The 20,049-nt window shown below is 53.1% G+C and carries 20 protein-coding genes, 1 tRNA gene and 1 pseudogene; 8 read left to right on the top strand and 14 right to left on the bottom strand.

Annotation, left to right across the window (positions count from 1 at the left end; translation table 11 throughout):
- Positions 1–25: 25 nt before the first annotated feature.
- Positions 26–400, bottom strand: a complete 375-nt coding sequence (locus tag AAYN39_RS07245; protein WP_001051260.1) for a hypothetical protein — start codon at positions 398–400, stop codon at positions 26–28.
- A 171-nt stretch (positions 401–571) separates the two neighbouring features.
- Here AAYN39_RS07245 and AAYN39_RS07240 point away from each other — a divergent pair, with 171 nt between their 5' ends.
- The 3 genes from AAYN39_RS07240 (at position 572) to AAYN39_RS07230 (ending at position 1,875) form a co-directional block, all read left to right on the top strand.
- Complete coding sequence (locus AAYN39_RS07240; protein WP_000433427.1) at positions 572–820, top strand: transcriptional regulator; 249 nt, start codon at positions 572–574, stop codon at positions 818–820.
- A gap of 168 nt (positions 821–988) precedes the next feature.
- The gene (locus tag AAYN39_RS07235) at positions 989–1,357 is read left to right on the top strand and encodes an NlpC/P60 family protein (protein ID WP_000118257.1); all 369 of its coding nucleotides are present in this window, start codon (positions 989–991) and stop codon (positions 1,355–1,357) included.
- Positions 1,357–1,875 carry a YbjP/YqhG family protein gene (locus AAYN39_RS07230; protein WP_000847532.1) on the top strand — a complete coding sequence of 173 codons (519 nt, stop codon included), beginning with the start codon at positions 1,357–1,359 and terminating at the stop codon, positions 1,873–1,875. Before AAYN39_RS07235 ends, AAYN39_RS07230 begins: the two co-directional genes overlap by 1 nt.
- A 66-nt stretch (positions 1,876–1,941) precedes the next feature.
- On the opposite strand, the gene AAYN39_RS07225 is transcribed toward AAYN39_RS07230, so the two are convergent.
- On the bottom strand, positions 1,942–2,598 hold the full coding sequence (locus AAYN39_RS07225; RefSeq protein WP_001142908.1) for a type II CAAX endopeptidase family protein: 657 nt from the start codon (positions 2,596–2,598) through the stop codon (positions 1,942–1,944).
- Between the two features lie 97 nt (positions 2,599–2,695).
- Positions 2,696–3,910, bottom strand: a complete 1,215-nt coding sequence (gene fabB, locus AAYN39_RS07220; protein ID WP_000817161.1) for a beta-ketoacyl-ACP synthase I — start codon at positions 3,908–3,910, stop codon at positions 2,696–2,698.
- A 159-nt stretch (positions 3,911–4,069) separates the two neighbouring features.
- Here fabB and mnmC point away from each other — a divergent pair, with 159 nt between their 5' ends.
- Positions 4,070–6,070, top strand: coding sequence for a bifunctional tRNA (5-methylaminomethyl-2-thiouridine)(34)-methyltransferase MnmD/FAD-dependent 5-carboxymethylaminomethyl-2-thiouridine(34) oxidoreductase MnmC (gene mnmC / locus AAYN39_RS07215; RefSeq protein WP_000816082.1), 2,001 nt, complete (start codon positions 4,070–4,072; stop codon positions 6,068–6,070).
- A gap of 51 nt (positions 6,071–6,121) precedes the next feature.
- On the opposite strand, the gene AAYN39_RS07210 is transcribed toward mnmC, so the two are convergent.
- From AAYN39_RS07210 to prmB, 6 genes and pseudogenes are all read right to left on the bottom strand, one after another.
- Entirely contained in the window at positions 6,122–6,397 is a 276-nt protein-coding gene (locus AAYN39_RS07210; protein ID WP_000559749.1) for a YfcL family protein, read from the bottom strand.
- 32 nt (positions 6,398–6,429) lie between these two features.
- A pseudogene (locus tag AAYN39_RS07205) lies at positions 6,430–6,979 on the bottom strand (elongation factor P hydroxylase).
- Positions 6,979–7,788 carry a sulfite exporter TauE/SafE family protein gene (locus AAYN39_RS07200; RefSeq protein ID WP_000368599.1) on the bottom strand — a complete coding sequence of 270 codons (810 nt, stop codon included), beginning with the start codon at positions 7,786–7,788 and terminating at the stop codon, positions 6,979–6,981. Before AAYN39_RS07200 ends, AAYN39_RS07205 begins: the two are co-directional and overlap by 1 nt.
- Positions 7,788–8,612 (bottom strand): penicillin-insensitive murein endopeptidase, encoded by an 825-nt coding sequence (mepA, locus tag AAYN39_RS07195; protein WP_000750429.1) that lies wholly within the window; start codon positions 8,610–8,612, stop codon positions 7,788–7,790. The genes AAYN39_RS07200 and mepA overlap by 1 nt, the downstream gene beginning before the upstream one ends.
- Before the next feature lie 3 nt (positions 8,613–8,615).
- On the bottom strand, positions 8,616–9,701 hold the full coding sequence (aroC, locus tag AAYN39_RS07190) for a chorismate synthase (protein ID WP_000918475.1): 1,086 nt from the start codon (positions 9,699–9,701) through the stop codon (positions 8,616–8,618).
- 35 nt (positions 9,702–9,736) lie between these two features.
- Complete coding sequence (gene prmB, locus AAYN39_RS07185) at positions 9,737–10,669, bottom strand: 50S ribosomal protein L3 N(5)-glutamine methyltransferase (protein WP_001542329.1); 933 nt, start codon at positions 10,667–10,669, stop codon at positions 9,737–9,739.
- A gap of 165 nt (positions 10,670–10,834) precedes the next feature.
- Between prmB and smrB the strand changes: the two genes are divergently transcribed.
- The gene (gene smrB / locus AAYN39_RS07180; protein ID WP_000730794.1) at positions 10,835–11,386 is read left to right on the top strand and encodes an endonuclease SmrB; all 552 of its coding nucleotides are present in this window, start codon (positions 10,835–10,837) and stop codon (positions 11,384–11,386) included.
- Positions 11,387–11,434: 48 nt separating this feature from the next.
- On the opposite strand, the gene sixA is transcribed toward smrB, so the two are convergent.
- The 4 genes from sixA to AAYN39_RS07160 all read right to left on the bottom strand — a co-directional run bounded on the left by sixA (position 11,435) and on the right by AAYN39_RS07160 (position 16,048).
- Entirely contained in the window at positions 11,435–11,920 is a 486-nt protein-coding gene (gene sixA, locus AAYN39_RS07175; protein WP_001195808.1) for a phosphohistidine phosphatase SixA, read from the bottom strand.
- A 208-nt stretch (positions 11,921–12,128) separates the two neighbouring features.
- The gene (fadJ, locus tag AAYN39_RS07170; protein WP_000214156.1) at positions 12,129–14,276 is read right to left on the bottom strand and encodes a fatty acid oxidation complex subunit alpha FadJ; all 2,148 of its coding nucleotides are present in this window, start codon (positions 14,274–14,276) and stop codon (positions 12,129–12,131) included.
- On the bottom strand, positions 14,276–15,586 hold the full coding sequence (gene fadI, locus AAYN39_RS07165) for an acetyl-CoA C-acyltransferase FadI (protein ID WP_001248124.1): 1,311 nt from the start codon (positions 15,584–15,586) through the stop codon (positions 14,276–14,278). Before fadI ends, fadJ begins: the two co-directional genes overlap by 1 nt.
- Positions 15,587–15,763: 177 nt before the next feature.
- A complete protein-coding gene (locus AAYN39_RS07160) occupies positions 15,764–16,048 on the bottom strand; it encodes a YfcZ/YiiS family protein (protein ID WP_000030904.1) in 285 nt (94 codons plus the stop codon).
- 370 nt (positions 16,049–16,418) lie between these two features.
- Between AAYN39_RS07160 and fadL the strand changes: the two genes are divergently transcribed.
- Positions 16,419–17,726 carry a long-chain fatty acid transporter FadL gene (gene fadL, locus AAYN39_RS07155; RefSeq protein ID WP_001766332.1) on the top strand — a complete coding sequence of 436 codons (1,308 nt, stop codon included), beginning with the start codon at positions 16,419–16,421 and terminating at the stop codon, positions 17,724–17,726.
- Between the two features lie 60 nt (positions 17,727–17,786).
- On the opposite strand, the gene mlaA is transcribed toward fadL, so the two are convergent.
- Entirely contained in the window at positions 17,787–18,542 is a 756-nt protein-coding gene (mlaA, locus tag AAYN39_RS07150) for a phospholipid-binding lipoprotein MlaA (RefSeq protein ID WP_000776787.1), read from the bottom strand.
- Between the two features lie 288 nt (positions 18,543–18,830).
- Here mlaA and AAYN39_RS07145 point away from each other — a divergent pair, with 288 nt between their 5' ends.
- Both AAYN39_RS07145 and AAYN39_RS07140 read left to right on the top strand, forming a co-directional pair.
- The gene (locus AAYN39_RS07145; protein WP_000377769.1) at positions 18,831–19,772 is read left to right on the top strand and encodes a formate/nitrite transporter family protein; all 942 of its coding nucleotides are present in this window, start codon (positions 18,831–18,833) and stop codon (positions 19,770–19,772) included.
- Positions 19,773–19,847: 75 nt separating this feature from the next.
- Positions 19,848–19,922: transfer RNA gene (locus AAYN39_RS07140), tRNA-Arg, on the top strand.
- Positions 19,923–20,049 lie beyond the last annotated feature (127 nt).

The raw sequence follows: 20,049 nt of genomic DNA, 5'->3' as shown, positions 1-20,049 counted from the left end.
CAACCTTGAAATTGCAGCCAGGGTATCAACGCGGCGGCGTGTCATCAAACAGAAAGAGAAAGACCGCTTTCATCCCTCTCACCTTAAACCGTCCAGTCACCTGCTTGCGCTGTTCTGGCGTCAGTAACCTGAACATCATCTCCCAGATATCTTCAGGCTCCGCTTCCTGTAAGGAAATGGGTTCTGGCGTCGGTTCCTCTCCGCTGTCGTCCAGATAACGATGAACATAGAGAGGGAAAACAGATATATGAAACTCCTCGGCCTTTGATTTAACACGCTTACGCCTGACCCCCGCTTTCCCTTCACTGTACTTATATAAACGTTCGCGAACCGCAGGCTCGCTTCCCGGAAACCCCGGTAAGCCAAGACATTCCTTAACCGTGAACCATTCCTTTGCCATCGGTTTCTTTCCTTTCCCCTGATGAAATAAAAATATTTCTTCTTTTTCGCGAAATTTTGCTTTCTTTCTGGCACTATTCTTAGCGTGAAAAAGAAAGTAACTTCCTTTTCCATGCGCTAATTTTATCTTAAAAATATCGGCGCCGATAACACATCTTCTTAGGATTACAGAATGGAACCAAAAAGCCAAGACTGGCATCGTGCAGATATTAAAAGTGCACTGGAAAAAAGAGGTATTACGCTCAGAGATCTTTCTCGTCAGGCCGGTTTATCACCTGATTCACTGCGCAATGTCTTTACCCGTTCCTGGCCGAGAGCCGAACGGATTATTGCGGACGCGCTGGGCATCACGCCGCAGGAGATCTGGCCGTCGCGCTATGGCGATATGCAAATAAAAAATGATGCCGATATCGCAGAATAATAGTTAATGCTGAATAAATTGGCTTTAACTTATCAATCTCAACAATTAATAAATATTTAAACTTATTATATTGAAAATAGTAATAGCACGATCTGTCATGCTTCCCGAATCAAATACTGTTAAAGCATTACGTAATTGCTATTACGTATTTTATTAACAGGAATCATTATGAGTTGGGATAAAAGAGTGGCGGTTAATTATGCCAAAACGCATGCAGGTTCTCATTCTCAAGGCCGGTGTGCGGAATTTACCCGAAAGGCAATTCAGGCGGGCGGTATCACGCTGGGGCATACATATCATGCGAAAGATTATGGCCCAATGTTAAGAAGCGCCGGATTCACCGCTATTGGTACCTATGAAATGCCGCGCGAGGGTGACGTCATCATTATTCAACCTTACGCTGGCGGAAACCCGAGCGGTCACATGGCGATATACGATGGCGCAGAGTGGTATTCAGATTTTAAACAACGCGATATGTGGGCCGGCCCGGGCTACCGGGCAGCCAGGCCCTCATATACCATCTACAGGAAGAATTAATGAAAACGTTCTCCCTTGTCGCGCTTATCCTGTTGCTTTGTAGTTGCTCTGCGCCTCATCACGACAGTACGCAGGCCGTGAAGCAGTTCTATACCTCATGGATGACGACGTTCATGAACGATGTGAATACCCCTGACGACACCACCGCCTTAATGCAACGTTACGTTGCTAAAGAGGTTATTCATCGCCTGGCGCTAATACAGTCCCTTTATGAACAGGAGATTGTAGGGGCAGATTATTTTATGTATGCGCAGGACTATGCGCCAGAGTGGATTCCACAGTTACGGGTTGGGAAGGCACACCCTTTCCTCGGCGGAGAAAAAGTGGATGTTCTGTTGGCTACAGAGTCAACGCCCATCCACCTGGAAGTTTATACCCGTTGGGAAGAGGGACGCTGGAAAATTTACCGCGTTCGGGATGCTGATAAGGATTATGAACAGCCGATTTATGACGCAGGCGCCATCACCCAGGCTGAGGCCTGGTCAGCAAAAGTCGCGCCGGAATATGAGAAGCATTAAAAAAGGGAACCGCCATCGTTCTCTTGTTCGTACCGGAGAGGTTAAAGAGCCTATTTCATCAGGCTCTTATTCCGTCGCTGAAAACAGCAAGCCGAAAATAACCCAGGCATTATTTAAAATATGAAGTGTTATCGGTATCATTAGTCCACGGCTTCTCATTCGAACAACGCATAATATCGATGAAAAAACAAACAGATAAACAAAAGTCACCGCAAAGAGATATTGTGTATGCATAAATGCAAAAGCGAGTGAAGTAATAATAATACCGGAAACTCTTGAGTATCGACCCCAACCGATACTGCTGTTTAATAAAAACCCTCTGAATATAATTTCCTCCGCCACAGGAGCCAGAAAGCACATCACCAGCGTGTTAAGAAATTTATGAAGAAAAAATTGCCTTGATAACTCGGCCATCCAGGGTTCCGGGCCACTAAAAACATTGTAGAGAACGGTAAGGCACACCAGGGCCAGCGCCGGAACAAAACATTCCACAAATGATAAGCGGCCCAATGATAAAAACGGATAATACTTTGAATAAATACTCCAGGCGGCAATCGCGTAGACAAAAACAATACTATATATAAAAGGCGCAGCCAGACCTCCCAAATAAAGCCAGGCATAGGAAGGCGAAAATGAGGCAAAAACAAAAATGCCGAACAAACCAAATAAAACAGCCACACAACTCAAACTATGCCTAATTTTATCTAATGTATTAGTTGGCATTTATATAATATCCATATAATTTGTTGTTCCCTGAATGAAAAAACAGGTCGCATTAGCGACCTGTTTCATTGTTGATACTACAACGTAATAGTCAGGCTTACAACTTACGCATCACCAGCGTGGCGTTGGTGCCGCCAAAACCGAAGCTGTTAGACATTACGGTAGTCAGTTCACGCTCGGTCGTTTCGGTCACGATGTTCAGGCCCGCAGCCTGCTCATCCAGCTCTTCGATGTTGATACTCGGCGCGATAAAACCGTGCTCCAGCATTAGCAGAGAGTAGATGGCTTCCTGCACGCCAGCCGCGCCCAGCGAGTGGCCGGTCATCGCTTTGGTTGCAGAAATTGCCGGGCTGTTATCGCCAAACACTTCACGGATTGCACCGAGTTCTTTCACGTCGCCTACCGGCGTGGACGTACCGTGAGAGTTCAGGTAGTCGATCGGCGTGTCTACGCCGTGCATCGCCATCTGCATGCAACGTACTGCGCCTTCGCCAGACGGAGCAACCATGTCTGCGCCATCGGATGTTGCGCCATAGCCGACGATTTCCGCATAGATATGCGCGCCGCGCGCCAGAGCGTGCTCCAGCTCTTCGACAACAACCATACCGCCACCGCCCGCGATGACAAACCCATCACGGTGCGCATCATAGGTACGGGACGCTTTTTCAGGCGTATCGTTATATTTGGTGGACAGTGCCCCCATCGCATCGAACTCACAGGCCATTTCCCAGCACAGCTCTTCGCCGCCGCCAGCAAAAACGATGTCCTGTTTGCCCAGTTGGATCTGTTCAACCGCATTGCCGATACAGTGTGCGGAGGTCGCGCAAGCGGAGCTAATGGAGTAGTTCACGCCATAAATTTTAAACGGCGTAGCGAGGCAGGCGGAAACGCCGGATGCCATTGCTTTCGTCACCACATACGGGCCCACAGCTTTCAGACCACGCGGGCTACGCATGGCGTCTGCGCCAAAGACCTGGAATTTCGGGGAGCCGCCGCCGGAACCTGCAATCAGGCCGACACGCGGGTTATTCTGATAGACTTCCGGCGCCAGACCGGCGTCGGCCACTGCCTGCTCCATAGACAGATAAGCATAGATGGAGGCGTCGCTCATAAAGCGCACGACTTTGCGGTCAATGAGGCCAGTGGTATCCAGTTTTACGTTGCCCCATACCTGGCTACGCATGCCGGCGTCCTTCAGCTCCTGAGAGAAAGTGATCCCTGAACGTCCTTCACGCAGAGATGCCAGGACTTCCTGCTGGTTATTACCGATGCTGGAAACGATGCCCAGGCCAGTAATCACTGCACGTTTCATTCAATACCTCTGTAATTCGCACTATTTTTAAGTTTCGATTGGCACAATAGCGTACACTTGTACGCCGAACAAGTCCGATCAGCCATTTAGTACGGAAATTTGCGCCATCAGGCACACATCGTTAAGATCGCGATACCGCCCGTCAGACGAGTAACTTACGTGAAACAATACGCCATACAACCCGCCACACTCGAATTTAACGCTGAGGGTACACCTGTTTCCCGAGATTTTGATGATGTCTATTTTTCTAATGACAATGGACTCGAAGAGACACGCTACGTTTTTCTTGGCGGCAATCGTCTTGCGGAGCGATTTCCCGTACATTCACATCCATTATTTATAGTCGCGGAAAGCGGTTTTGGCACCGGACTCAACTTCCTGACGCTGTGGCAGGCGTTTGACAGCTTTCGTTCTGCGCACCCACAGGCGACGCTGCAAAGGTTACATTTCATCAGCTTTGAGAAATTCCCGTTAACGCGCGACGATCTGGCGCTGGCGCACCAACACTGGCCGGAGCTCGCGCCCTGGGCAGAGCAGCTGCAGGCGCAATGGCCGCTGCCGCTCCCGGGGTGCCACCGCCTATTGCTGGATCGGGGTCGGGTGACGCTGGATTTGTGGTTTGGCGATATTAATGAGCTGACCGACCAACTGGACGCCACGCTGAATCAAACAGTCGACGCCTGGTTCCTCGACGGTTTTGCCCCGGCGAAAAATCCGGATATGTGGACGCCAAACCTGTTTAACGCGATGGCGCGGCTGGCGCGGCCCGGCGCAACGCTGGCGACGTTTACCTCGGCGGGTTTCGTCCGTCGGGGATTACAGGAAGCCGGTTTTACCATGCAAAAACACAAAGGCTTCGGACGTAAACGCGAGATGCTTTGTGGAGTGATGGAACAACACCTCATGCCGACCCTTTCCGCGCCCTGGTTTTACTGCAGCGGAAGCGAAAAACGTGAAACGGCGATCATTGGCGGCGGCATCGCCAGCGCGCTGTTATCACTGGCGTTACTGCGTCGCGGCTGGCAGGTGACGCTCTATTGCGCAGATGATCAGCCCGCCCAGGGCGCTTCCGGTAATCGACAGGGCGCGCTTTATCCGCTCCTTAGCAAACATGACGCCGCCATTAATCGCTTTTTCCCGACCGCATTCACCTTTGCCCGTCGCCTGTATGATGCCCTGCCCGTCTCTTTTGATCATGCCTGGTGCGGCGTGACACAGCTCGGATGGGATGAGAAAAGCCAGCAGAAAATTGCCCAGATGCTGTCCCTGGCGCTGCCCGCCGGACTGGCCTCGGCGCTCAATGCCGAAGAGGCGGAACAGGCGGTTGGCGTGACGACACGCTGCGGAGGAATTACCTATCCGGCAGGCGGCTGGCTGTGCCCGGAACAATTAACTCGCGCAGTCATCGCACTGGCGACTGAACAGGGTTTACAAACGCGCTTTCGCCATACGCTCACGTCGCTCGTTGCGCAGGAGTCGCGCTGGCAACTGCGCTTTACGTCAGGTGAAACCGCCAGCCATGAGACTGTCGTCCTGGCGAACGGCCATCAGATTAACCGTTTTGATCAGACCCGGCCGCTGCCGGTTTATGCCGTCGGGGGGCAGGTCAGTCATATTCCCACCACCCCCGCCCTCTCGGCGTTGCGTCAGGTGTTATGCTACGACGGCTATCTGACGCCGCAAAATCCGCATAATCAGCAGCACTGTATTGGCGCCAGCTATCACCGGGGCGACGAAAGCACCGTCTGGCGCGAAGAAGATCAGCGTCAGAACCGACAGCGTCTGCTTGACTGTTTTCCGGATGCGAACTGGGCCACAGAGGTTGACGTTAGCGGCAACAGCGCCCGTTGCGGCGTGCGTTGCGCCACCCGCGACCATCTGCCGATGGTGGGCAATGTCCCGGATTACCACGCCACGCTGACGCATTACGCCGATTTAGCCGATAATAAAACGTCGGCGGCGTCTGCGCCTGTGTATCCGGGTTTATTTATGCTCGGCGCGCTGGGATCGCGTGGTTTGTGTTCAGCGCCATTATGCGCAGAAATTCTGGCGGCGCAGATGAGTAACGAGCCGATTCCACTGGATGCCGGTACGCTGGCGGCGTTAAATCCAAATCGGTTATGGGTGAGAAAGTTATTGAAGGGAAAAGCGGTGAAGTAATGGGCCAGTCAATAGCGGAAGGCGGCAAGCGTCGCCTTCCGGTCCACGGCGTTATTGTTTTGCCTTGTCGAACAAATTGTCCCACATCGCTTTGACTAACGCCTGATCGCGCGGCGACAGTTCGCCGGCGCCGATCGCTTTCTCCAGACTTTGGCTAACGTTGGCATAGACCGCCTCAACGGAGTGGTCATCACCGCTCTCCAGCTCGGCAATGGCTAACGTCAGGTGGCCACGCAGGTATCCACTGGCAAAAAGCTCATCGTCGCTGGCGTGCTCTACCATATCGTCAATTAATGCCAGAATGCGTGATTCAAACTCCGCGATCATCTTCTTTCCTCATTGTAAACGTGGCGCTGGCTTTAATTAAGCGCTTCCGGCCACGGGAACTGTTCCGCCTTAAGTTCGGGCGTGTGATAGTAATTCTGTAGCGCTTTGATGAAGCGGGCCGGACGTTCAGGAATGCCCTGCTCCAGATACGCCATTACCTGCGCATGAACCCGGCGCTGAAACGCCACGCGATCCGGCTCAATATCGCCTTCCAGATTGTCGCAACTAACGTTTAAAGGGATACCCCGCCGCCACGCAAAACAACCAGTCGAAAGCCTGTGGCTTCACCTCAACGTCTTCAAATTGACTTTGGGTCTGCGCGTCGCGTCCGTCCGGGCAGTACCAGTAACCAAAGTCGACCAGTTCGCGGCGCGCCTTACCGGCGATACACCAGTGAGAAATCTCATGCAGCGCGCTGGCGTAAAACCCATGCGCAAAGACGATACGGTGGTACGGTACCTGCGCGTCAGCAGGAAGATAGATCGGTTCGTCGTCGCCTTTAATCAGACGGGTATTAAATTCTTCGGCAAAGCAGCCGTTAAAAATCTCAATTAATTGTTCGTAATGGTGCGTACTGTTCATTAATTCATCCCCAACCAGTGGAGGATCTCCTGTCCGTGGCTATCATAAAGTAACCTGGCGCTCATCACCGCCGAGACAATAACGATCATCGGTCTGATAAGCTTTTGGCCTTTGCTCAACACCAGACGCGACCCCATTCGCGCCCCTAAAAACTGACCAACCAGCATCACAAAGCCCGTCGCCCAGATCACTTTGCCGCCGATGATAAATAACAGCAGGCCGCCAACGTTGGAGGTAGCGTTAAGCACTTTGGCATGTGCCGTGGATTTCGCCAGGTTATAGCCACATAAGGTGACAAACGCCAGAGCGTAAAACGACCCTGCGGCAGGCCCGAAAAAGCCGTCGTAAAACCCGACGCATCCCCCGGCTATCAGCGCGAACGGTAATCCATACAGGCGGCGCTGGCGATCTTCCTCGCCCAGCTTCGGCATCAATAAAAAATAGAGGCCGATGAAAATCACCAGGATGGGCAAGATCTGGCGCAAAATATCCGCCTGCACGTGCTGCACCAGCAGCGCGCCGCTCATCGAGCCAATGAACGTCATCAGAATATTGAGCTTTTGCTCGGCCAGGTTTACCACTTTACGGCGAATAAAATAGAGCGAAGACGAGAGGGAGCCGCCGCACGCCTGTAATTTATTGGTCGCCAACGCGTTTGCCGGCGACATCCCGGCGGCCATCAGCGCAGGGATAGTGAGCAGCCCTCCGCCTCCGGCGATAGAATCGATAAATCCTGCCAGTACGGCGACAAAAAACAGCACCACCAGCAGCAGCGGGGAGACCATAAACAGATCATAAAAATTGTCCATCAGAGTACATGCTCATCCAGTAGCGCCTGGCAGGAAGGCGGCAACGGCGGCGGTGTCTTCTTCTCAGGCTTTGTGGTGCCAGGTTTTGGCGGTTCGAACCAGCTTTGCAGTTCAGCGCCGCATCCATCGCCCGGCGGGGGTAAAGGTTGATCTTCGCACTCCAGGCTGTCGGCAGGGCAGCGTAAACGCACGTGCATATGCGCGCGATGCTGGAACCAGGGGCGTACTTTACGTAGCCAGTCACGATCGCTTCCGGCATCGAGGCAAAGCTGTTGTTTAATAGCCGGATTGACGAAAATACGGGTGACGTCATTGTCTTGTGCCGCCAGTTTGATCAGACTGGCGATATCCGACGACCAGCGCGACGGCACGACATGTTTACCGTCGCGGGACACCAGATCTAACGCCTGCGGGCGCAATAGCTGCGCCTGGCTCCAGCGCGTTTTCGGCAACTGCAAGAAAATATCCACATCAAGCCCGGTCTGATGACTGGCGTGTCCGCCATTAAAGCGGCCTCCGGCAGGCATCCCCATGTCGCCTATCAGGACGGTTCCGAGCCCCCGTTGCTGCGCCTGATGACTCAACCGCTGGATAAACATGACCAGATCCGGGTGGCCGAAATAACGGCGCTGATCGGTGCGCATCACCTGATAATTATCGGACTGTACCGGCAACGTGTCGGCGCCAATGATGCATCCGTTGGCAAAGCTACCGATAGACTGGGCGGCGCCGGGGACAGGATGGGTTATTTTCTGCCACGGCGTCGCCGCCAGGCTGGCGCTACTGACAAACCATGCCAGCAGCGCAATCGCGGTTTTTTTCATTTCTTACCAGCGTGGAATCTCTGTCTTTACATCCGCATTCTGTGCCCGATGGCGCAGCAGGTGATCCATCAGTACGATCGCCAGCATGGCTTCTGCGATCGGCACTGCGCGAATCCCCACACACGGATCGTGGCGCCCTTTGGTGATCATCTCGACCTCTTCACCCATCCGGTTGATCGTACGTCCCGGCACGGTAATGCTGGAGGTAGGTTTCAGCGCCATATGCGCCACAATGTGTTGCCCACTACTGATGCCACCGAGGATGCCGCCAGCGTGGTTGCTCTGAAAACCCTGCGCCGTGATTTCATCGCGATTCTGGCTGCCGCGCAGCGCCACCACGTTAAATCCTTCGCCGATCTCCACGCCTTTCACCGCATTGATGCTCATCAGCGCATGGGCGATGTCCGCATCCAGTCGGTCAAATACCGGTTCGCCAAGCCCTGCCGGCACGCCGCTCGCCATCACCGTCACTTTCGCGCCGATGGAGTCACCCTCTTTTTTCAGCGCGCGCATCAGTTCGTCCAGCGCGTCAAGTTTGTCCGCATCGGGGCAAAAGAACGGATTAAGCTCAACCTGACGCCAGTCTTTAATCTCCAGCGGAATGTCGCCCATCTGGGTCAGGCAGCCGCGGATTTCGATGCCGAACTTTTCCGCCAAGTATTTCTTGGCGATCGCCCCTGCCGCTACGCGCATCGCGGTTTCACGCGCGGAAGAACGTCCACCGCCGCGGTAATCGCGCAGGCCGTATTTCTGCTCATAGGTGTAATCCGCGTGTCCCGGGCGAAAAACATCTTTAATCGCGCTGTAGTCCTGCGAGCGCTGATCGGTGTTTTCAATCAGCAGGCCAATACTGGTGCCGGTCGTCACGCCATCAAACACGCCGGAGAGAATTTTTACCTGGTCCGGTTCGCGGCGCTGAGTAGTATAGCGCGAGGTGCCAGGGCGGCGTCTGTCGAGATCGTGCTGCAGATCGGCCTCCGTCAACGGGATGCCGGGCGGCACGCCATCGACGATACCCCCAAGCGCCAGCCCGTGTGATTCGCCGAAAGTGGTTACGCGAAAGAGTTGTCCAATTGTGTTTCCTGCCATCACGGCTCCGTTATCGTTGTTGTCGTTTGCGTGTTTTAATCTTTATAAATATTGAAATGTTCACGGGCCGCGAGCAACTGCGCTTTGGTCAACATAAAGACGCCATCGCCGCCGTTGTCAAACTCCAGCCAGGTGAACGGCACATCCGGATACTGCTCCATCAGATGTACCATGCTGTTTCCGACTTCACAAATCAGAACGCCATCATCGGACAGATAATCCGGCGCATTTCCCAGGATACGGCGGGTCAATTTGAGGCCGTCAGTGCCGGACGCCAGCCCCAGCTCAGGTTCGTGGCGATATTCGTTCGGCAGATCGGACATATCCTCCGCATCGACATAAGGCGGGTTAGTGACAATCAGATCGTACTGAACTTTCGGCAGATCGCGGAACAGATCGGAACGGATTGGCGTCACGTGATGGATAAGACCGTGTTCTTCAATGTTATGCTCGGCGACAGCCAGCGCATCCGGCGAAATATCGACCGCATCAACCTCTGCGTCCGGGAAAGCATAAGCACAGGCGATGGCGATGCAGCCGCTGCCGGTACACATATCCAGAATATATTTCGGCTGTTGGCTAATAAGGCCAGCGAAGTGGTTATTAATCAGCTCGCCAATCGGTGAACGCGGCACCAGCACGCGCTCATCAACATAAAATTCGTGGCCGCAGAACCAGGCTTTATTGGTCAGGTAGGCTACCGGGATACGCTCGTTAATGCGACGAATCACTCGCTCGACAATGCGGTGTTTTTCGCTGGACGTCAGCCGCGCGGTCCGCATATCCTCCGGAATATCCAGCGGCAGATAAAGAGACGGCAACACCAGTTGTACCGCTTCATCCCACGGGTTATCGGTACCGTGTCCATACCAGATATTCGCCGCGCTAAAGCGGCTTACCGCCCAGCGCAACATGTCCTGAATGGTATGCAGTTCACTTACTGCTTCATCGACGAAAATTTTATCCACGTATTCCTCCAGGGCATGCTCGCATTAAATTCGGCGGCTAGTTTGCCACGAAGACAGGGATAAATCAGCATTGACGCGGCGGGAGAATACGAAAAATCCGTTTTGACCGTTCGGATATCCTCCGGGTCGGGTAAACTAAGGCAAAAGATCAGACGAGACCCACGAATGAAAAAGAAAACATCGCTCAGCGAGGAGGACCAGGCGCTGTTCCGTCAGCTGATGGTCGGCACCCGAAAGATTAAACAGGATACTATCGTCCATCGGCCACTGCGCAAGAAAATCACGGAAGTCCCTACCCGAAGGTTAATTCAGGAACAGGCGGACGCCAGCCACTATTTTTCTGATGAGTTCCAGCCGCTGCTCAATACGGAAGGGCCGGTAAAGTATGTCCGTGAAGATGTCAGCCATTTCGAGCTAAAAAAAATGCGCCGCGGCGACTATTCGCCAGAACTGTTTCTGGATTTACACGGCTTAACGCAGCTTCAGGCCAAGCAGGAACTGGGGGCGCTGATTGCCGCCTGCCGTCGGGAACATATTTTTTGCGCCTGCGTCATGCATGGACACGGTAAACATATTCTGAAACAGCAAACGCCGTTATGGCTGGCGCAGCATCCGCATGTGATGGCCTTTCATCAGGCGCCGAAAGAGTACGGCGGCGACGCCGCGCTGCTGGTGTTGATTGAAGTGGAAGAGTGGCAACCGCCCGAATTACCCTGATGCGGAATTGCCGGATGGCGGCGCAAGCGCCTTATCAGGCAGCAAAGATTAAATCGCTTTCGCCATTTTCAGATTGCAGGGACTCATTTGCCAGTTGAATGTCCCCTTGCCGCTTTCATCAAGCGTAACGTTGGCAATTGCGGACGTCGTGAACATCGGCGGCGTTTCGCCCGGACAAAGCTCAGATACCAGGTATCCGACCAGAGGTAAGTGAGAGATCACCAGCACCGATCCGATCTCTTCATTGGCCAGCGCCTGAAGGTAGGCGCTGACCAGACCGACATCGCCACAGGGCGTTAGCTCCGGCAGGACATCCACCTGAGTCGGCAGATTCATACAATCGCCGACCACATCTAACGTCTGTTCGGCCCGAAGAAACGGACTCACCAGAACACGTTCGATATCCACTTTTTGACCTTTCAGCCAGTTCGCCATCAGGCGAGACTCGTCACACCCACAAGAGGTCAAGGGACGAACCGAATCACTGGCGGCATCGAGGGCTGCGTCGCCGTGACGCATGATAAAAACTTGCATATTGCACCGCTTTTGTTAACCAGTTTCACCAACACGCTTACCACATGCCCCTATTGGCTGCGGCAAAAATGCGGTGGCCGGCATTGTGCCTTATCCATTCACCGAATGAAACGCTGTTTTTTACCTCAATGGCGTAAGTATAGTCAATCCTTGATTATTATTTCGCCACTAAGGAGGCATTCAGTGCGGATTCATATTCTCTTTGACCTCAATTTCCCTGGTCAGTTTCCCCATTCGTCCAGAAATGCTCCCTGCGCTCCGCCATGCGCACTAATTGTTCACAAGGCGCGTAACGAGGACCGTAAAGTGCGGCCAGGCGCTGTAATGTCGCCACCATTTCACCCGGCCCGAGAGCATCCATATAGCGGAACGGGCCACCGAGAAACGGCGGAAAACCGATACCAAACACGGCGCCGATATCGCCATCGCGCGCGCTGCGAATCACTTTTTCGTCGAAACAGCGCGCCGCTTCGTTAAGCATTAACATGACACAGCGCTCTGCCACCTGCTGCGCAGACAGTCGACTCTGCCCTTGCACGCCAATAAGCTTATAAATAGCAGGGTCAACCTGTTTTTTGCTTTTACGCCCTTTTTCGCCATAAAGATAGAAACCGCGACCATTTTTTCTACCTTTGCGATCGTCATTCAAAATTGAAGCGACAACATTTGCAGGCGCGCTAAAACGTTCTCCATACGCCGCCTCAAGCACAGGAATAATTTTAGTGCCCGTGTCGATTCCTACCTCATCCAAAAGTTGGATTGGCCCCACCGGAAAACCAAATTTTACCAGGGCGGCGTCAATATGTTCGACGCGTTCGCCTTCAGTCAGCATCCGAATCGCCTCATTGATATATGGCGCAAGAATTCGGTTAACATAAAACCCGGCTTTATCACTGACGACTATCGGGGTTTTACCCTGTTTTTTCGCCAGCTTAACGGTCGTGGCGATGGTCTGCGCGGAAGTAGACGCGTGAGGAATGACCTCAACCAGCGGCATTTTTTCGACCGGGCTAAAAAAGTGCAATCCAATCACCTGTTCCGGTCTGGCCGCATTCGCCGCAATATCGCCAATCGGCAGGGAAGAAGTATTGGAGGCAAAAATGGTGTGAGTAGCGCAATTTTGCTCCACTTCCGCCACCATCTGTTGTTTTAACGGCAGATCTTCAAACACCGCTTCAATGACCAGATCACGATGACTGAAACCACGGTAATCGGTCGAACCTGATATCAACGCCAACTGTTTATCGCGTTCGCTGGCTTTGATATGGCGGCGGCGTACTTTTGTTTCAAGCAGATCCCAGCTGTATTTCAGAGCATGATTGATCCCCTGAGTATTTATATCCTTAATTCGTACTGGCAAACCGCCTTTACAGGCCGTAACCCAGGCGATACCGCCGCCCATTAACCCGCCGCCTAAGATGCCCACGCTGTTCAGCGGGCCGGGCGGTGCATCGCTACCGGGATCTTTTTTCACCTCGGTACTGGCAAAAAAAACAGCGCGCAGCGCCTGCGATTGCGGCGTCATCGCCAGCTCGCCGAAAGCGCGCGCTTCCGCGTCATAGCCGCTACTGCTGCCCTGCGCCAGTCCGGTTTCAATCACATCAATGATCCGCTCCGTCGCCGGATAATTACCCTGCGTTTTTTGCGCCGTCTTTTTACGCACCAGGCGAAATAACAGCGCGCGCCCCAGCGGCCCCGCCAGGATACGTTCACGGACCGGTAAAGTCCGCTGCGCCAGGCGTTCTTTTTTAGCCAGCTCGACAGCCGCTTCCAGTAAAATAGTTTGCGGCACCACATCATCAACCAGCCCGGCTTTAAGCGCCTGTCTGGCGCGAAGCTGTTTACCTGTCAGGATCATATCCAGCGCGGTACTGACCCCCACCAGCCGCGGAAGACGCTGCGTTCCGCCCGATCCCGGTAAAAGCCCTAACTGTACCTCCGGCAGTCCGAGAACGGTTTTAACGTCATCGGTACAGATACGCCGATGGCAGGCCAGCGCCATTTCAAGACCGCCCCCCAGACAGGCGCCGTGAATGGCGGCGATAACCGGAACAGGCAACGCCTGGATCTCCGCCATCAGTTGTTGCCCCTGACGCGCCAGCGTTTCCGCTTCCTGCGCGTTTTGGCAGTGGCCTATCATGTTGATATCAGCGCCAGCAATAAAGTTATCTGCTTTGGCTGAGATAAAAACAACGCCCTGCAACGCTTTATTTTCCCGGATCTGCTTCAGGATGGCGCGTACCTGCGCGGCAAACTCCGCTTTCAGGGTGTTCACCTTTTCTCCAGGGACATCAATAGCGACAACCGCGACATTATCCAGACGCACGCTAAGCATAAAAGCTGATGTGGTAGTCATTATTCCGCCTCCAGAACCATCGCCGCGCCAAGACCGCCAGCCGCGCAGGCCGTGACCAGGCCAAAACCTCCGCCCCGACGCCGTAATTCATGCAACGTTTGGGTTATCATCCGCGCGCCCGTTGCGGCAAAAGGATGCCCGTAGGCGATTGAGCCGCCGAGCACGTTGAATTTAGCGTCATCCACCTCCCCTGTCGCCTGCGCACGACCAAACACCTCACGGGCAAATCGTTCGCTGCCCAGCAGTTGTAAGTTCGCCAGAGTCTGAGCGGCAAACGCTTCATGCATGTCAAAAAGCGTCAGATCGGCCATCGTCAACCCGGCCCGCTCCAGCGCCAGCGGCGTTGACCAGGCCGGCCCCAATAGCATGTCCTGCCAGACATCAATAGCGGTAAAGGCGTAGCTGCGCAGATAACCAAGCGGGCGCAGCCCCAGCTCTTTAGCGCGGGATTCGGTCATCAGAATAACGGCGGCAGCGCCGTCGGTCAGCGGTGTACTGTTGGCGGCGGTTACGGAGCCATGTTTTCGGTCAAAAGCGGGACGCAGTTTAGCGTAGTCCGCCAGCGTGGAGGCACCGCGAATGTTGTTGTCTTCTGCAAAGGGGTTTTTATACGGCGGCACATAGGTCGTCATCACTTCTTCCGCCAGTTTACCCTCCGCCCATGCCTGCGCGGCGCGCTGATGTGAACGATGCGCCAGCGCGTCCTGCTGTTCACGCGTAATACCATACGTTTTCGCCATCTGTTCGGCGGTATCGCCCATGCGCAGACCGGTGGAATACTCAGCAACGGCGGGAGGAACGGGCAGCAGGTCGCGTAAGCGCAGACGAGAAAAAAGCGTCAGCCGTTGGCGGGTCGTCCGGGCTTTATTGACATCAACCAGTACCCGCGCCAGGGCTTTACTCACGCCTATTGGCAGTACCGACGACGAATCTGCGCCGCCAGCGATACCCGCGCGTATCGTGCCGGCCATCAGGCTTTCCGCCACATTCGCTACCGCCTGAAAACTGGTGGCGCAGGCGCGGCTTACGCTATAGGCATCGGTATGAACATTCATTCCCGTACCCAGCACAATTTCGCGCGCAATATTGGGGGCTTCCGGCATTTGTACTACCTGACCAAAAACCAGTTGCTCAATGGCATCGGCTGGAATTTCACTGCGCGCCAGCAGCTCGCCTACCACCATCTTGCCGAGATCAACAGCGGGAATACCATGAAATGCAGTGGCCTGACGAGCGAAGGGGGTTCGTAACCCACTGACAATAGCAATGCGATCGCCCTGACGGGTGACCAACGGTAAAGCCTGACGCATAGTACTCCCCTGTAAAAAAATAAATTAGTGGTCTGACCTGATCACAGTCTTAACCAATTTTTTACATTTAGCCAAGCAGAGAGAAAAGAAAGTGGGAGCTAAGGCACAGTGAAGGGAAACGACAAAAAAAGAAAACGCCTCCGCCAGATGATGACGGAGGCGTCGTGAATGAACGGATTAACGCAGGCCGAGCTGGAAGATCAGCGTTTCTGCTTCGCAGGCGAAAACAAAATCAATATCCAGACGAACGCCTTCGGATTCCTCGGTAAAGGTTGGCGTAATTTGGCAAGGTTCAGACTCCACGCTACGCGCTTTTTCGGTTAACGCCGCCAGCGTCTCTTCAGCCTCTGCGCGGGTAGCGAATACGCGGCTGTATGACGCGGTGCAATCGGAGTTGTCCATGATGGTTCCAACGTCCATACAGCAGCAAACCGGGGTTTCATCAGCACTGCATTTACTCATTGTAGATTTCCTCTGTATTTGCACCCAGGGTGCCAGATAAACGATGGGGATATTTTACGCTCCCGGCATTCGCCTCTCCAGTCGTTAATGGTGGGAAACGCGTTAAGTGACCGAAATCACACTTAAAAATGATCTAAAACAAAAATCACGCGATCGGGTGACCGTTAAGCCCGCCGATTTTACCAGCCAGATCTCGTTTCTAAGATCACAATTGAAAAAACTTATAAACATACTTGCAACATTCTAGCTGGTCAGACCTATACTCTCGCCACTGGTCTGATTTCTAAGTCGTACCGCAGACCCTACACTTCGCGCTCCTGTTACAGCATGTAACATAGTTTGTATAAAAATAATCAATGAGGTTATGGTCATGAGCCAGAAAACCCTGTTTACAAAGTCTGCTCTCGCAGTCGCAGTGGCAATCATCTCCACCCAGGCCTGGTCTGCGGGCTTTCAGTTAAACGAATTTTCTTCCTCTGGCCTTGGCCGGGCCTATTCGGGTGAAGGCGCAATCGCAGATGATGCGGGTAACGTTAGCCGCAACCCGGCGTTAATTACCATGTTTGACCGCCCGACGTTTTCAGCGGGCGCAGTTTATATTGATCCTGATGTTAATATTAGCGGGACATCGCCATCTCGTCGGACGTTAGATGCGGATAACATCGCGCCGACGGCCTGGGTGCCGAACGTCCATTTTGTCGCCCCGATTAACGACCAGTTTGGCTGGGGGGCTTCTATTACCTCTAACTATGGTCTGGCGACAGAGTTTAACGACACATACGCCGGCGGCTCGGTTGGCGGTACGACCGATCTTGAAACCATGAACCTGAATTTAAGCGGCGCTTATCGCTTAAATGAGGCCTGGAGCTTCGGCCTCGGCTTTGATGCGGTATACGCGCGCGCGAAAATCGAACGTTTTGCGGGCGATTTAGGCCAGTTGGTCGCGGCACAGAATCCGGCGCTGGCGCCGGTCGCGGGTCAGATTCTCAGCGACACCAAGATTGCCCACCTGAACGGTAATCAGTGGGGCTTTGGCTGGAATGCCGGTATCCTTTATGAACTGGATAAAAATAACCGCTACGCGCTGACCTACCGCTCGGAAGTCAAAATTGACTTTAAAGGCAACTACAGTAGCGATCTTCCCATCGCTATAAACCGATTTAACCTGCCTATCCCAACGGCAACCGGCGGCGCGACGCAGTCAGGCTACCTGACGCTGAATCTGCCGGAAATGTGGGAAGTGTCCGGTTATAACCGTGTGGCGCCACAGTGGGCCATCCACTATAGCCTGGCCTATACCAGCTGGAGTCAGTTCCAGGAATTGAAGGCAAAATCGACCGCCGGCGATACGCTCTTTGAGAAGCATGAAGGCTTTAAAGACGCTTATCGCATTGCGTTGGGTACCACCTATTACTACGATGACAACTGGACGTTCCGTACCGGTATCGCCTTCGATGACAGCCCGGTACCAGCGCAAAACCGTTCTATCTCTATTCCGGATCAGGACCGTTTCTGGCTGAGCGCCGGTACGACTTACGCCTTTAACAAAGATGCGTCTGTCGACGTTGGCGTCTCTTATATGCATGGTCAGAGCGTGAAAATTAATGAAGGCCCTTATCAGTTTGAATCTGAAGGGAAAGCCTGGCTGTTCGGTACTAACTTTAACTACGCGTTCTAATCTCTTTCTGAAACGGATCAAAAAGGTGAGCATTGCGCTCACCTTTTTATTTACTGCCGTTTATTCCGAGTCGATCTCTTTGAGTTCGTCCTGAATCGCTTGCGCGTTCGGGTTTTCCTGCGGCTTGAGTTTTCCGCCATTGGCGATAAAGTCATGACGCTGGAAGTATGCCTCGCGCACCATAATATAAGGATCGGAAGACTGGCGCAGCAAACCATCGGAGTCCAGCAACTGCGCGCGGGTTTCTATCCCTTCGATAGTCCATTTTCCTATGGACATTGGCCAGGTCAACCACGAGAGCACCGGATACAAGGTATCCGCCATATCCCCGCCATCTTCACGCAGCGTGAAGCTGCCGTAGAACGGAAGTTGCATATAAGGCCCATACCCCACGCCATAATGGCCCAGTGTACTGCCAAAGCGATGCGGTTCAACGCGCTGCAGCTTAGGATTCGCCATTCCCGCGACGTCAATAAAGCCGCCCATCCCTAATAAGGTATTCAGGAAGAAACGGGTGAAATGCACCATACCCTGATAAGGATCGCCCTGCAGGAAATAGTTCACCATGATCGCCGGTTCTTCGAGGTTGCCGGTGAAATTACTTAAACCGTTACGCGCAGGCTGTGGAACATAATCACGCCAGGCGACCGCGACCGGCCGAACAACATACGGGTCCAGCACATTAAAGTTGAAGTTGTACATGGTGCGGTTAAACCCTTCAAATGGGTCTGAACGCCCCTGCTGTTCTGTACCGGAACTCGCACACCCGACCAGCAGTGTGGTTCCCAGCGCCAGCGCCGACAGGCGAAGCTTCATAGATGTCTCCCTGTGAATTATGGCTATCGCTGATTGCCATCCATGACGGAACGCTACCGTATCCGCCTGTTTAGGTGTGAGCGATTTTAACAGCACGTCAAACGATGTCTATATGCGCGATCTCATTGCTCTGAGCATAGCCTGGTAACGCAACAACATGACGGCCCTATTCTAACGAAACAGATAAAAACGAGCGTGATTATTTTTATTTTTTCGGAGAATGCCCCGGCCTGGGTAAATGAAAAACCGCTACGCTTTATTAATATGTGTTAATCAGCAAGGATCATCATGGATAGCCTTAACGACGATAAAATTAACCGGCACAGCAGTGACCTGGAAGTTGAAAGCGAAGAAAAACAAAGCGGTAAAGAGATTGAAGTAGATGAAGATCGTCTTCCTTCCCGCGCCATGGCGATTCATGAACATATTCGCCAGGATGGTGAAAAAGAGATGGAACGCGATGCGATGGCTTTGCTCTGGTCAGCCATTGCCGCAGGACTTTCTATGGGGGCATCACTCCTGGCGAAAGGGATTTTCCACGTGCAGCTTGAAGGCGTTCCCGGCGGCTTTTTACTGGAAAATCTCGGTTATACCTTTGGTTTTATCATTGTCATCATGGCCCGCCAGCAATTATTTACTGAAAATACCGTTACCGCCGTATTGCCGGTAATGCAAAATCCCACGCTGAGTAACGTTGGCCTGCTGATGCGCTTATGGGGCGTAGTCTTATTGGGCAACCTTATTGGCACCGGGGTTGCGGCGTGGGCTTTTGAATATATGCCTATATTTGATGAAGAGACCCGCGATGCCTTTGTCAAAATTGGTATGGAGGTCATGAAAAATAGCCCAACGGAGATGTTTGCCAACGCGATTATCTCTGGCTGGATCATCGCCACAATGGTATGGATGTTTCCTGCTGCAGGCGGGGCAAAAATTGTGGTCATTATTTTGATGACCTGGCTTATCGCGCTGGGCGATACCACCCATATTGTCGTCGGTTCCGTTGAAATTTTGTATTTGGTTTTCAACGGCACGCTGCCCTGGAGCGACTTTTTCTGGCCCTTCGCCCTTCCCACACTTGCCGGAAATATCTGCGGCGGCACCTTTATTTTCGCATTGATGAGCCACGCGCAGATCCGCAACGATATGAGCAATAAGCGTAAGGAAGAAGCGAGGCTACGCGGCGAGCGCCTGGAACGGGAGCGGAAAAAAGCGGAAAAACAGCGCTGAGTGGCGACGGTTTAACCAGTCAGGCGGCGCTACACTTACTCCGGCGAATAAAAAACGCTATACTGGCGCCGCGTTGTCCCCTTAGTTAAATGGATATAACGAGCCCCTCCTAAGGGCTAGTTGCAGGTTCGATTCCTGCAGGGGACACCATGACCTCTTTTACCCACCTCTCACGAATCTCAGCAAACCCACACCACACAAGGCGTTGCAGCGTTTTTGATGTCTTATGATCTCCAGCGAATAGTGCCTATAAACATAACGAAAAGCATCCCTTTAA

Source organism: Salmonella sp. K21076 (genome assembly GCF_039650795.1).
Classification (GTDB): domain Bacteria; phylum Pseudomonadota; class Gammaproteobacteria; order Enterobacterales; family Enterobacteriaceae; genus Salmonella; species Salmonella enterica.
Note: the sequence above shows the minus strand (reverse complement) of the source record. Positions and strands in the feature narration are given on the sequence as shown.